This is a genomic window from Falsihalocynthiibacter sp. SS001 (assembly GCF_042445055.1).
Lineage (GTDB): Bacteria > Pseudomonadota > Alphaproteobacteria > Rhodobacterales > Rhodobacteraceae > Falsihalocynthiibacter.
Map to the genome: position 1 here is coordinate 1,829,317 of NZ_CP170339.1, position 12,878 is coordinate 1,842,194.

General features: G+C 53.0%; 11 protein-coding genes. 7 read left to right on the forward strand and 4 right to left on the reverse strand.

Annotation, left to right across the window (positions count from 1 at the left end):
- The first annotated feature begins 129 nt into the window (after positions 1 to 129).
- From ACFE33_RS08815 to ACFE33_RS08840, 6 genes are all read left to right on the forward strand, one after another.
- Positions 130 to 1,314, forward strand: coding sequence for an ABC transporter substrate-binding protein (locus ACFE33_RS08815; protein WP_380052430.1), 1,185 nt, complete (start codon positions 130 to 132; stop codon positions 1,312 to 1,314).
- Between the two features lie 94 nt (positions 1,315 to 1,408).
- A complete protein-coding gene (locus ACFE33_RS08820; protein WP_380052432.1) occupies positions 1,409 to 2,194 on the forward strand; it encodes an ABC transporter ATP-binding protein in 786 nt (261 codons plus the stop codon).
- Positions 2,191 to 2,904 (forward strand): ABC transporter ATP-binding protein, encoded by a 714-nt coding sequence (locus tag ACFE33_RS08825; RefSeq protein WP_380052434.1) that lies wholly within the window; start codon positions 2,191 to 2,193, stop codon positions 2,902 to 2,904. Before ACFE33_RS08820 ends, ACFE33_RS08825 begins: the two co-directional genes overlap by 4 nt.
- Before the next feature lies 1 nt (position 2,905).
- Positions 2,906 to 3,916: a branched-chain amino acid ABC transporter permease gene (locus ACFE33_RS08830; protein WP_380052436.1), complete on the forward strand. Its 1,011-nt coding sequence runs from the start codon at positions 2,906 to 2,908 to the stop codon at positions 3,914 to 3,916.
- The gene (locus ACFE33_RS08835; RefSeq protein WP_380052438.1) at positions 3,913 to 5,214 is read left to right on the forward strand and encodes a branched-chain amino acid ABC transporter permease; all 1,302 of its coding nucleotides are present in this window, start codon (positions 3,913 to 3,915) and stop codon (positions 5,212 to 5,214) included. The genes ACFE33_RS08830 and ACFE33_RS08835 overlap by 4 nt, the downstream gene beginning before the upstream one ends.
- 92 nt (positions 5,215 to 5,306) lie before the next feature.
- Positions 5,307 to 5,900, forward strand: coding sequence for an NTP transferase domain-containing protein (locus ACFE33_RS08840; RefSeq protein WP_380052440.1), 594 nt, complete (start codon positions 5,307 to 5,309; stop codon positions 5,898 to 5,900).
- Between the two features lie 3 nt (positions 5,901 to 5,903).
- On the opposite strand, the gene ACFE33_RS08845 is transcribed toward ACFE33_RS08840, so the two are convergent.
- From ACFE33_RS08845 to ACFE33_RS08860, 4 genes are all read right to left on the reverse strand, one after another.
- Entirely contained in the window at positions 5,904 to 6,539 is a 636-nt protein-coding gene (locus ACFE33_RS08845; protein WP_380052442.1) for a Hint domain-containing protein, read from the reverse strand.
- Positions 6,540 to 7,076: 537 nt separating this feature from the next.
- Positions 7,077 to 8,078 (reverse strand): ATP-binding cassette domain-containing protein, encoded by a 1,002-nt coding sequence (locus ACFE33_RS08850; RefSeq protein WP_380052444.1) that lies wholly within the window; start codon positions 8,076 to 8,078, stop codon positions 7,077 to 7,079.
- On the reverse strand, positions 8,071 to 9,486 hold the full coding sequence (modB, locus tag ACFE33_RS08855) for a molybdate ABC transporter permease subunit (RefSeq protein ID WP_380052446.1): 1,416 nt from the start codon (positions 9,484 to 9,486) through the stop codon (positions 8,071 to 8,073). Before modB ends, ACFE33_RS08850 begins: the two co-directional genes overlap by 8 nt.
- Positions 9,487 to 9,555: 69 nt before the next feature.
- The gene (locus ACFE33_RS08860; RefSeq protein ID WP_380052448.1) at positions 9,556 to 11,955 is read right to left on the reverse strand and encodes a glycoside hydrolase family 2 protein; all 2,400 of its coding nucleotides are present in this window, start codon (positions 11,953 to 11,955) and stop codon (positions 9,556 to 9,558) included.
- Between the two features lie 191 nt (positions 11,956 to 12,146).
- Here ACFE33_RS08860 and ACFE33_RS08865 point away from each other — a divergent pair, with 191 nt between their 5' ends.
- Positions 12,147 to 12,827, forward strand: coding sequence for a hypothetical protein (locus ACFE33_RS08865; RefSeq protein ID WP_380052449.1), 681 nt, complete (start codon positions 12,147 to 12,149; stop codon positions 12,825 to 12,827).
- Positions 12,828 to 12,878: the final 51 nt, after the last annotated feature.

The window sequence follows — 12,878 nt, forward strand, 5'->3', positions numbered from 1 at the left end:
AAAGTGAATGCGAAATTAAACCCGCTTTTTGATCAAAATCAGGGAAAATCCCCTTTTCAAGCGGGAAACTCATGAATAACCTCTCTCTATTATCTGGACGTTCGATCCAGTCCAACAAGGGAGAAAGATATGAAGAAGTTGCTACTAGCGACTACAGCTGCGGCACTGGTTGGTACGGGTGCATCCGCTGAGGAAATCAAACTCGGCGTATTCCTCGGTTTCACAGGGCCAATTGAATCAATGGTTGCAGAGATGGGCCCAGCTGCCGAACTCGCGATCAAAGAGGTTTCGGAATCTGGCAAGCTTTTGGACGGAACGACTGTTACTGCAGTTCGCGGTGACACAACTTGTATCGATGCTGGTGCTGCGACTGCTGCGGCTGAGCGTCTGATCACAAGTGAAGGTGTTAAAGCTCTTATCGGTGGTGACTGTTCTGGGGTAACCGGTGCTGCGCTTGCGAACGTTGCGGTTCCAAACGGCATCGTAATGATTTCGCCTTCTGCGACATCCCCGGGCCTTTCCACTGCTGAAGATAACGGCTTGTTCTTCCGGACATCACCATCCGATGCGCGTCAAGGCGTTGTGATGACAGAGGTTATTATGGACCGCGGCATCAAAGAAGTTGCCGTAACATATACAAACAACGACTATGGCAAAGGCTTGGCTGATGCGTTCGCAGCAGCATTCGAAGAAGCTGGCGGCACAGTAACAATCAACACTGCCCACGAAGACGGCAAAGCAGACTACTCTGCTGAGGTTGGTGCGCTTGCATCTGCTGGCGGCGAAGTTCTTGTGATCGCAGGTTACGTTGACCAAGGTGGTTCGGGCATCATCCAAGCGTCGCTTGACTCCGGTGCTTTCGACACATTCGTCTTCCCTGACGGCATGGTTTCCGAAACACTCGTGTCTAACTTCGGTTCTGACATCAACGGTTCCTTCGGTCAGCACCCAGGCACAGACAGCCCCGGCGCAGCAGTTATGCAAGAGCTTGGCGCAGCCAACGGTTTTGACGGCACAGGCGCATTCGCTGGCGAAAGCTATGACGCTGCTGCCCTCATCATGCTCGCGATGCAATCTGCTGGCTCAACTGAGTCCGCCGATTTCAAAGACCACGTAGTAAAAGTTGCAAACGCTCCGGGTGAGAAAATCTACCCTGGTGAGTTGGCAAAAGCGCTCGAAATTCTCGCTGGTGGCGGGGAAGTTGACTATGTTGGCGCATCTGCGGTTGAACTTATCGGACCAGGCGAAAGTGCTGGTAACTATCGTGAAATCGAAATCAAAGACGGTGAAATTGCAACGGCTCAGTACCGTTAATCACTCTTGAATCAACTGAACAGCCCGGATTATTTCCGGGCTGTTTCAATAAGTTGCAGCCTGTTCTTCATGAGCTGCACTGAGGGGATAATCTATGATTGTGGTCGAGGATCTGCATAAGCACTTTGGTGGCTTCCATGCAGTGGATGGCGCGAGCCTATCGATTAAAGAAGGATCAATTACGGGATTGATTGGTCCGAACGGCGCGGGGAAAACCACGCTGTTTAATGTTATCGCGGGAGTATTGCCGCCAACATCGGGACGCGTGACCATGGGGGGCGAGGACATCACGGGTCTACCGCCACATGAGTTGTTCGAAAAAGGACTTCTGCGCACGTTCCAGATTGCACATGAATTTTCATCGATGACCGTTCGAGAAAACCTGATGATGGTTCCCGGCGCACAAGCAGGCGAAACCCTGTGGAACGCATGGTTCAAGCGCGGACAGGTCGCCCAAGAGGAAGCCGCCCTTCTAAAAAAAGCGGATGAGGTGCTGGAATTCCTCACGATCGACCACCTCAAGGACGAAAAAGCAGGCAACCTATCTGGTGGACAGAAAAAGCTGCTAGAGCTTGGCCGCACGATGATGGTCGACGCCAAGATCGTTTTCCTTGATGAAGTTGGCGCGGGTGTAAATCGCACGCTTCTGAACACCATTGGCGATGCGATCATCCGTCTAAACAAAGAGCGCGGTTATACTTTCGTTGTGATCGAGCACGACATGGACTTTATCGGGCGGCTCTGCGATCCGGTGATTTGTATGGCCGAGGGCAAAGTCCTTGCCGAAGGGACACTCGACGAGATCAAAGCCAACGAGCACGTGATCGAAGCCTACCTTGGTACGGGTCTAAAGAATAAAACCGTAGGAGCCAACGCATGAGCGATCCATATCTGAACGCCGCGGGCATGACCGGCGGCTATGGGACAGGCGCGGATATTCTGCATGACTGTACTCTGACAGTAAACAAAGGCGAAATCGCCGTTATCGTTGGCCCAAACGGCGCGGGGAAATCCACCGCGATGAAGGCCGTTTTTGGTATGTTGAACATCCACACGGGCACTGTGACGCTCGATGGCGAGGATATCACCAAACTATCACCGCAAGCGCGCGTGGGTATGGGCATGGGATTTGTTCCGCAAACCCAGAATATCTTTACCTCGATGACCGTTGAAGAAAACTTAGAGATGGGCGCGTTTATTCGCACGGATGATTTCAGTGATACGCTTGAGCAGGTCTATGAGTTGTTCCCCATCCTTCGCGAAAAGCGCCTTCAAAGCGCGGGCGAGCTTTCGGGCGGGCAGCGTCAACAGGTGGCCGTCGGCCGCGCGTTGATGACAAAACCCAAGCTTCTGATGCTCGATGAACCGACAGCGGGTGTTTCTCCGATTGTGATGGACGAGCTTTTTGATCGGATCATCGAAGTTGCAAAAACAGGTATCTCAATTCTGATGGTTGAGCAGAACGCACGACAAGCGCTTGAAATCGCTGATAAAGGTTATGTTCTCGTTCAAGGGCGCAACCGCTTCACAGACACGGGCCAGGCGCTTCTTGCTGACCCCGAAGTTCGCAAATCGTTCTTGGGGGGCTGAGATGGACATTCTAAACGCACTCGTCGCATTGGCCAATTTCGTGTTTATTCCGGCCATTGCCTACGGTAGCCAATTGGCGCTTGGGGCGCTGGGGGTTACGCTGATTTACGGCATCTTGCGCTTCTCAAACTTTGCGCATGGCGACACGATGGCCTTTGGTACAATGGTAACCATTCTGTTTACGTGGTGGTTCCAATCCATGGGGATCAGCTTTGGTCCACTTCCAACCGCCCTGCTCGCCCTGCCCTTTGGTATCTTGGGGACTTCGCTTCTATTGCTCGGCACAGATCGCGTTGTTTATAAATTCTACCGAGAGCAAAAAGCAGCGCCTGTTATTCTTGTGATCGTATCGCTCGGCGTCATGTTCGTGATGAACGGCCTTGTGCGGTTTATCATTGGCACAGGTGATCAGCGTTTCGCCGATGGTGAACGTTTCATCATTTCCGCTCGTGGTTTCAAGGATATGACAGGCCTTAGCGAAGGTCTCGCGATCCGCGTATCGCAAGGGATTACGGTTGTGACTGCGGTGATCGTGGTTGCTGCGCTGTTCTACTTCCTGAACCGCACGCGTACAGGTAAATCCATGCGCGCCTTTAGTGACAACGAAGATCTGGCGTTGCTTTCGGGTATTAACCCCGAGCGTGTTGTGATGGTGACATGGATCATCGTTGCGGCGTTGGCGACGATTGCTGGTGTGCTTTACGGGTTGGATAAATCCTTCAAACCGTTCACCTATTTCCAGCTATTGCTACCGATTTTCGCCAGTGCGATTGTTGGCGGTCTTGGAAATCCAATCGGGGCGATTGCGGGTGGCTTTGTCATCGCGTTCTCCGAGGTGACCGTGACCTATGCCTTCAAAAAGGTGCTGGGTTATCTGCTCCCTGAAAGCCTTGAGCCCGATGGTTTGGTGCAACTTCTCTCGACGGATTACAAATTCGCGGTGAGCTTTGCGATCTTGATCATTGTTCTTCTGTTCCGCCCTACGGGCCTGTTTAAAGGGAAATCGGTATGACACAGTCTATGCGTGCCCCCGCCCTCACCCTTGTTGTTGCGCTCTTAATTCTTGGTACGGGCTTCTTCCAGAGCTGGAACTCGGCGCTTGTTATCCTGAACATGGGGATAATTTCCGCGATCATGGCGCTTGGCGTGAACCTTCAATGGGGTTTTGCAGGCCTATTTAACGTGGGTGTTATGGGCTTCGTTGCCCTTGGTGGCCTTGCGACAGTTCTTGTGGCTACACCTCCGACACGCGAGGCATGGAGCGCAGGTGGTCTAGGCGTTATCGCTGGCCTTCTGATGGGTGCTGCAACGATTGTTGCCGCGATCTATGCTAATCGCAACCTACCCAAAGGGCGCGTGCGCTTCTTGGGTGTGGCGGCAATCCTTGTCGTCGGGTTCTTTGTGTATCGCGCGATATTCGACCCAGCCGTTGAGGCAATCGAGGCGATCAATCCGGCCGTTACGGGCAATATTGGTGGGCTTGGCTTGCCAGTTCTGCTGGCGTGGCCTGCTGGTGGTTTGCTTGCCGCTGGCGTTGCGTGGCTCATCGGGAAAACGGCGCTTGGTTTGCGGTCAGATTACCTCGCGATTGCCACGCTCGGTATTGCCGAGATCGTTATCGCCGTAATGAAGAACGAGGACTGGCTTGCTCGTGGCGTGAAAAACGTTATCGGCATCCCGCGTCCTGTTGCCTATGAGGTCGACCTACAAAACAGCGAGTCCTTCGTTGCGGGTGCGGCAAAGCTCGGCTTGGATCCGGTGACGGCCTCGACCGTGTATGTGAAGCTTAGCTATAGCGTGCTCTTTACGGTGGTTCTGGTTCTCCTGCTGGTTCTCTCACAGCTCGCGCTCAAGTCGCCATGGGGTCGCATGATGCGCGCCATCCGCGATAATGAAACCGCAGCAGAAGCCATGGGCAAAGACGTTACCAAGCGCCACCTGCAAATCTTCGTCCTCGGCTCTGCGGTATGCGGCATTGCGGGCGCGATGATGGTGACACTCGATAGTCAGCTAACGCCGTCGTCGTTCCAACCGCTGCGGTTTACTTTCCTAATCTGGGTGATGGTGATCGTTGGTGGCTCTGGCAACAACTACGGCGCGGTTCTCGGTGGCTTCCTTGTTTGGTTCCTCTGGGTTCAGGTCGAGCCACTCGGCAACTTCGTGATGCAGACAATCACATCCGGAATGCAGGATGGCACACTCAAGAGCCACCTAATCGACAGTGCCGCGCATATGCGCCTGATGACGATGGGGATTGTGCTTCTTCTGGTGCTAAGGTTCAGCCCGCGCGGGCTTGTTCCCGAACGCTAGAGTCAAAGTTAACGCTGTTGAAAGGCCCGAGCATCCACGCTTGGGCCTTTTTCGTTATTGCTGTCTTCTAGCGTTCAGGCCATGCTCCGCCCATGAAAGATATCGCTATTCTCATTCCCGCCGCGGGTGCTTCCTCTCGGATGCAAGGCCGCGACAAACTTCTCGAAGACATCGACGGAGAGCCCATCCTGCGACGCGTTGCGAAGCGTGCAATTGCAACTGGAGCCAAGGTGTTCGTGACGCTTCCGCCAGGGTCCGAGCGCGCTTCAGCAATAGAAGGCCTGAATGTAACGGGCGTGACTGTGCCGGACGCGGCAAGCGGAATGTCGGCGAGCTTTCGTGCAATTACCTCGCATTTGGACGGGCAAATCAGCGCCCTGATGGTGGCCCTTCCTGATATGCCAGACATCACGGGTCAGGATATGGCGCTCTTGATATCCGCCTACGCGATGTTCCCTGATCAGCCAATCATGCGTGCCGCAACCAAGAACGGCGAGGCCGGCCATCCCGTTATGCTCCCCAACTGGACATTCTCCGAATTCGAAACACTAAAGGGTGATATAGGACCTCGTGATATCATCAAGAAACATACAGATCGGGTTGCACTCATCCCGCTCGCCGATGACCGCGCAAACCTCGATCTGGACACCCCAAAAGATTGGGCCGCGTGGCGCGCCAGTCGTTAGGATTTACTCAGCGAGAAGTTTGGCCTCTTTACTGCTCAGTGTCTTGCGCGCGGCGCCGTAATTTGCACGGCCATCGCGCGTTGCTAACTCTGGAAAGAGCTCCAGAATCTCTACCCGCTGCGCATTTCCGATACCCTTTAGGGAATTATCGTCTGGCTGGAAGCTCTCTGTCCACGCGCCGTTGGCCAACACGACTTCATGTCTTTCAAACATAAAATGAATGTAGGTCGTCTTGCGATCAGACGCAGTAATAATATCGCGGCTGTTAATCAGATGCTTCGCAGAGGCAAACACCTCCCGGTCTTCAAAAAATAGCGCCGTACGATCACTCGCAATCAGCATTCGATGGTTGGGTGAGACCAGCATATCCCGCTCCGGAAGCCCCATCCCAAGCGCCCCAGCGCGGATTAGAACGGGAACAAGATGTGCGTTAGATCGAAGTTCTTCTGCGTTCATTTCCCGCGACCCAACCCATCTAATTTCCTGAATGCCGTTATCGCGGGTGATGACCATGTCACCGGCCGCGAGAGTCTCAACCGGTTTTTCGCCATTTGTGGTGGCAATTACGGTTCCGGACGTAAAACAGGGGGTGACTTTATCACTGTCGCTCTGCGCGAAATCATTACTCTTAAGACTCATAACACTCTCTCTAACCTTCCAGCCGCGCTCCGCGACAACCAGAAAACCAGCACCTTGATCACCCAACATGGGCAACCGATCACATCATCACACCAAACAAAGCGCGACGTACTACTCAACAATGCCTAAACACAAAACATCGTTTGATTACCGTGGCTTGAAGCCCAATCGTAAGTTCGACAGTATAATTATGGATTATTGTCGAACAGTTAAAATTAGGACGTCGACCACTATATCTTGATTGTAACAGGCTTCGCGCATTTCGATAGCGAAAAATGAACTCTTCTTGGTTAACACACTGTTTACAAAGTCGAATTCACTGCGTCGTGACAATGCGCTCTCGCGTAAGACGGGTGCGATGGAACACTACTCCATAGAATTATCGATACATCATAGAGACTTACGGAAAGGCGCTTCTCGTAGCGCAGTAAACGGCCAATACGGGCATGCAATTACGAGTTGAAAGGAGTTTTGCCGTCTAAACGAAGCGCATATGTTTGCGGCTCAGCTTTCGATACTGCCTAGTTACCACTCGAATCAAATTTTGGGCCTGCGCAATGCGATCGGCCGGACAAAAAGCAACGCTTCCGCAGGATGTCGCGCCTCGACCAATTGCTTTTCGAGAGTAATTAACTCCAGCTTGTGACCACCGCACCTAATGCTGCCTACCTCATCGATTGAGAATGGAAGCGCGACAAATCCTTGAGGTGCAATCGTATCCGGACCAGAGATAAAGGCAGAATTGGCGTCAAAGTAGAGGTTCATTGCGCCCCGCTCGGGCAAGTGTTCGCACAATAGATCGGCGGGGAGCTTGAGTTCTGTTTGGTCGACTTTAACCGATATTTGCGGCGCTTTGTCTGTTACCTGTACCGAAACATAATTCCCATAACTCGCGCTCAGAGCAGTCGCGTACTGGCGGGCTTCACCCTGAATTTTGTACTGAGCTTCGCACAATTTTTGAACGTCATCGGGCTCATGTGAAACAAAGAGCGCGGGAATGTTTGCCAGCTCGATTGCTCGTGCGACAGCGGGCAGGATGCGTTCTTTTTGGGCTGGGTCCAGCCCACTTAATGGCTCATCCAGAAGCAAGAGTTGCGGTGACTGTGCCAAGGCGCGCGCTAACGCGACACGACGGGCCTCGCCACCTGAAAGCGTTGATGGCATCCTTTTCAACAAGTTGGTTAACTCAAGCGCGGACACCATCGCGTCACTTAAGCCAGCCGAACGTCCCCATTTTGCGGCCAGCGCAAGGTTTCCTGCAACACTAAGGTGGGGGAATAAGCGTATGTTTTGAAACACAAATCCTACTCTGCGCTTCGTCGCAGGCACGTTGATTTTGGCCTTTGAGTCAAACCACACATGCTCGCCGAATTTAATTGTTCCAGATGTCGGCTGTTCCAGCCCTGCAAGCGCGCGAAGGATGCTCGTTTTGCCGCTGCCGCTTGGGCCAACTAGACCCGTAACATATTGATCTTCAATCATCATTGCCGCATCTAGGCGATAACCGGATCGCTCAATCGTAATGTCGAGGTCAATCATACAGACCTCCAGCGACACCACGCGTGCGACCGTTGATGCTGTAGATCATCAACAGCGCAATGAATGAAAAGATGAGCAGCCCGCCAGCCAGAAGATGCGCAGAACGGTAATCAAGAACTTCTACGCGGTTGAAGATCTCGATGGAAATGACTCGTGTTTTACCGGGGAGGTTTCCGCCGACCATCAAAACGACGCCAAACTCCCCAATTGTATGGGCAAAACTTAGCACCGCAGCCGTCAGTACCCCGCGACGAGAGAGCGGCAAAATTACATTCTTGAACATAGAAATACGCGAGGCACCCATGGTCTGCGCGACCTCAATCGTAGAGCGACCTACGGCCTGAAATCCCGTGTGCAGGGGCTGTATCGCGAACGGAAGGGAGTAGAGGATTGAAGCGATGAGCAACCCTGCGAAGGAGAACGTCAGTGTTTCGCCCGTCACCTGCACCCAGAACTTGCCGATGGGTGTATCAGGGGCAAACATAACCAGCAGATAGAAGCCCAAAACCGTTGGAGGAACAACAAGCGGTAGCGCGGTGATTGTCTCGACCACCGCTCTGAAACGTGATCGTGTCACGGTAAGCCACCACGCGAGGGGAATGCCGAAAATCAACAAAATCAATGTGGTAAGGCTTGCAAGTTGAAGTGAAAGGCGAATGGAAGGCCATAAAGAAGTCTGGAGTTCTGGTAACGGCATCAGGGCTGACGTTTCAGATGATGGCGCCAAATAGCCGAGGCTTGGCAATTCGCGACGGACCTTCTCGGACTGCAAATACTCAAAGAAAGCGAGTGCGGCGTCTGTCTCCGACAGAAGCACCATGGATTGCGTCAGCGTCGGATCGTCGATGACTTTGGTAATGTATTCAGGCGACGGAAAGGCCTGTGAGTAAGCGAGGAAGCCCACGTCAATGTTACCCGATTGTAGAAAACTCGCGACATTCGCAACGCTCTGGCCCGTGATGATGTCCAATTCGCTGAGGTCATACCCCAGTGACGCAAGCGCGCGTTCTGCGGCGACACCATAAGGGGCGAGTGCTGGTTCTGCGATGCCGATGCGGGCTTGAGAGATCGGCGGTGCGTCTCTGCGGGACACCATCGCCAGACGCCCTTGGGCGTATGCCGCCACCTTGGTGTTTCGTTCTTCGGCAAGGCGTTGCGGGCGCAACTGATCTGCAGATAGGAAAATATCGAAGGGCGCGCCCTGCTCTATTTGCGCGAAAATCTTGCCGCTAGAACCAGATGCGATCGCGACGGAATGGCCCGTTTCTTCTTCGAAGGTTTGCGCAAGATAGGCGAGTGGCTTGGCAAAGTTCGACGCGACGGCGACCGAAACCTCATCCGCAAAGGCCGTCTGCGCAGCGCCCAACACCGCCAGCACCGCCCCTAGCCATCTCCGTCCGTTTCGCACGTAGTTCTCCCCTCGGTTGGGGTTATTTGACGTATCTTTCCAAATAGATGCAAGGCGCAATTGCGTGCATTATCCGTATGTCGCGCTATGCAAGTCATTCACTATGAACTTTGGCGTTTCCCTTTGGTGTAATGGCGTGAAGCGGACGGTTGCGGGCATATCCGGCGTTATTGTTAGGACGTTCTGGCTAAATTGCCCAGGAACGCTCGCCTCTAGAGCAACAAAGAGCGCAAGGCGTTCAGCACTTACCACGATCTCATAATCTGCGCCCTTTTCCTTTATTTCCAATTTCAATTGCGGTGCTTCGAAGTTGTAGGACTTATAGGGGCGCAGCATGACGTGATCGTATTGAATGCCGCCATCCGCACCTTCACACGCGAAGGTTAAGATTTCGTCACTTGCGATGCCTTCGACTTCGGCCAGCGTTTCGGCGCTATCTTGACCGACGACACCGTTAGCTTGCAATATCTCTCGGGAGGTGCCGTTCAACTTTGTGGCGCGGATTGTCACCTTAATATCAACGACTTCCATCGTATCGTTAATGCCAACGATGCGCACCTTGTCGCCCTCAGGTACCGCCGTTACGAACACTGGCTGATAAAAATCCGCGATCATATAATGCGGCAGTTTCCAGCTTCCGCCATAGTTTAATGACGCCCAACTCGCGACGGGCCATGTGTCGTTAAGCTGCCAGATCAGCGTGCCCATACAGTGCGGCTTAAGGCTTCGCCAATATGAAACTGCCGTTTTGAGCGCCAAACCGTGCTGAATCTGCGAGAGATAAACAAAGTTCTCAAACCCGACAGGAAAGCGAAAATATCGGAACATAGTTTCGGCTATGCGGGCATTGCCGCCTGCATTTTTCTGATGACTTTCAAGGGTTGGCGCCGCGATATTAAAGTCCTCGGGGTCCGCAAAGCTTCGGATTGTCTCCATCGATGCATAGGACTGGAATCCGAACTCTGAGCAAAAACGAGGCTTGATGTCTCGGTAGTGTTCAAAGTCTTTGCCCTCATGCCAAACCGACCAGAAATGCATATCGCCAGACGTGTCATCATGCCAAGCATCACCGAAATTCATCGGGCCAGCCGAGGGACTCGATGCCCACCAGTTTGCCTCGGGTAAAACCGCCGTCAGCGCGCGTTCGATCTGGGTGTTGAGGCGATCATAGGCCACCAGATACAGATCGCGATTGTTGCGCGGCTCGTCGTACCAAGTTAATGCGCCGACAAGCTCGTTGTCCCCACACCAAAGCGCGATAGAAGGGTGGTGATTGAGGCGCGTAACGACCTCGCGAACCTCTGCTTCGACTTCTGTGAGGAAGGTTGCATCGGCGGGATAAAGGTTACAGGCGAACATAAAATCCTGCCAAACCAGCAACCCCATTTCATCGCACATATCATAGAACCAGTTCGGTTCGTATCGACCGCCACCCCAGATGCGGATCATGTTCATATGAGCATCAATCGCCGACTGCAGCAGCCCACGGACGGCCTCGCGTGTGATCCTGCCTGACAGTGCGTCAGCTGGTATCCAGTTGGCACCTTTGGCAAAGAAATCAATGCCATTCGCGCTAAACTTAAAGCTTAGTCCAATGTCGTCCTTGTCCGCATGAAACCCGATATCGCGCAGGCCGATCCGCCGCTGCGCTACGCCATCGCCAACACGTACTTCGATTTGGTGCAGCGTCTGTTTCCCCATTCCAACGGGCCACCAAAGCTCAGGATTCTCGATCTCAAAAACACATTCGATCTGATCGCTATGCCCTTGAACGATCCCCGCACGTGTTTGCCCGCAGAGGTTGACCTCGTACTCAGCCTTTTGCTCTGAGGTGGTGATAGGCACTCGAACGGTCACAACAGCGAGGCCTTCGGTATGGGCCTGATTCAACAGGACTCCTTCAATCCGAGTCTTGGTTTTCCGGCGGAGCTCGATGTCCCCGATCACACCAAACGGTGCAAGGGCAATATTCCAATCCCAACCGAAATCGCATTGGGTTTTGCGGATCATATTGCCGTGCGGAATCGGGCTGTTCATCTCGGAATATGGAATCGGGTACGGATGCGCCGCATAGCGCTTGGCGCCTTCCTTCGGGGCGGAGTGGAAATACAGCTCAACCGTGTTATTGCCCACTCGTGCGACCTGCTCCAGATCAATAGTATAAGTGCGAAAAACGTTCTCTGCAGAGAGCAGTTTTATGCCGTTCACCGTGACATCAACGATGGTGTCCAACCCTTCGAGTACAAGCTCAAAAGCGCCATCATCAAGCGTGAACTCACGCGACACGACCCAATCGCGATCCGCGATCCAGCGTAGATCGTATTCGTTCCGTCCAAAATACGGATCTGGGATCATCCCAGCCTCATACAGCGCTGTTATCCCGTCCCCAGGAAGGCGGATGGGCAGATCATATTCTCCGCTCGCATCCCGTAGCCGCCAGTCCCCATTGAGCGATGTATTTTTCTGCATGTCGCATTCCTCCCCAAGTGCCATTCCGCACTATGACTGCAATGCAATCGATTACAAGAGGGCTATTCATAGTTTCTTCGGGGTGTTGAAATTTTTTGGGCGTTCGTAAGAGTTCGTAAATTTATTCGCGCTAGAACCGAATTCAGAAGTCTTAGAATGAGGTTTTGATGCGGCTAATCCTGAGTATAGTTATGCTCCTGTTTCCCAGTATTGCGTGGGCGGAGCAATTTTCACTGCTACGTCCCAGTGGCGCGAAGGTTACGCCCTTTATCGCCCGAAGTGTGCTAACGACTGCACAGAAGAACGGGAGCCTGTTTTCTGGCAATTCCGCGCGAAGTTTCTTTGCTCATATGGACCGGCCTTCGACCGAGAGTCATACGCTTGGGTTGAACATAACCAAAGCTGCAATGGTGCGTCATTTAATCGGCCGTGCGGAGGCTGGAAAAATGGGGTATGACGCGATCCAGTATAGCGCCAAGATACTTCCCGATAAGCTCCCGACACAGATGACGATTGGCGAGATCTTTGACTGGATTGCCGACACACCCAATCAGAACCATGCGATTGGCAAATATCAGTTTATTCCTAAGACCCTAAAGCGTTTGGTAAATAGAAAGTCGGTGCCGCTTAACACCGTTTTCTCCCCTCGCCTTCAGGATCAGCTTGCCGACATGTTACTCGTCGAAGCGGGATTATTGGAGTTCGAAAGCAGAGAGATAGAGCGTGTCGAGTTTATGAACAACATTGCCAAAATTTGGGCTGGGCTTCCGACATCCAATGGTCGTTCGTACTACGATGGCTTTGCTGGGAACAAAGCGACGATGGCGTGGAAGGAATTTGATCAGGAGATGAAACGTATATTTAACGGCTAATCTAGATGCAAAACGAGAGCGGTACCTTCGCCGCTCTCACCCTTCCAGACC

What these genes read in the sequence shown, in the direction of transcription:
- ACFE33_RS08815 (WP_380052430.1), top strand. Translation starts at nt 130, where the DNA reads ATGAAGAAGTTGCTACTAGCGACTACAGCTGCGGCACTGGTTGGTACG.
- ACFE33_RS08865 (WP_380052449.1), top strand. Translation starts at nt 12,147, where the DNA reads ATGCTCCTGTTTCCCAGTATTGCGTGGGCGGAGCAATTTTCACTGCTA.
- ACFE33_RS08825 (WP_380052434.1), top strand. Translation starts at nt 2,191, where the DNA reads ATGAGCGATCCATATCTGAACGCCGCGGGCATGACCGGCGGCTATGGG.
- ACFE33_RS08840 (WP_380052440.1), top strand. Translation starts at nt 5,307, where the DNA reads ATGAAAGATATCGCTATTCTCATTCCCGCCGCGGGTGCTTCCTCTCGG.
- ACFE33_RS08820 (WP_380052432.1), top strand. Translation starts at nt 1,409, where the DNA reads ATGATTGTGGTCGAGGATCTGCATAAGCACTTTGGTGGCTTCCATGCA.
- ACFE33_RS08860 (WP_380052448.1), bottom strand. Translation starts at nt 11,955, where the DNA reads ATGCAGAAAAATACATCGCTCAATGGGGACTGGCGGCTACGGGATGCG.
- ACFE33_RS08845 (WP_380052442.1), bottom strand. Translation starts at nt 6,539, where the DNA reads ATGAGTCTTAAGAGTAATGATTTCGCGCAGAGCGACAGTGATAAAGTC.
- ACFE33_RS08850 (WP_380052444.1), bottom strand. Translation starts at nt 8,078, where the DNA reads ATGATTGACCTCGACATTACGATTGAGCGATCCGGTTATCGCCTAGAT.
- ACFE33_RS08830 (WP_380052436.1), top strand. Translation starts at nt 2,906, where the DNA reads ATGGACATTCTAAACGCACTCGTCGCATTGGCCAATTTCGTGTTTATT.
- ACFE33_RS08835 (WP_380052438.1), top strand. Translation starts at nt 3,913, where the DNA reads ATGACACAGTCTATGCGTGCCCCCGCCCTCACCCTTGTTGTTGCGCTC.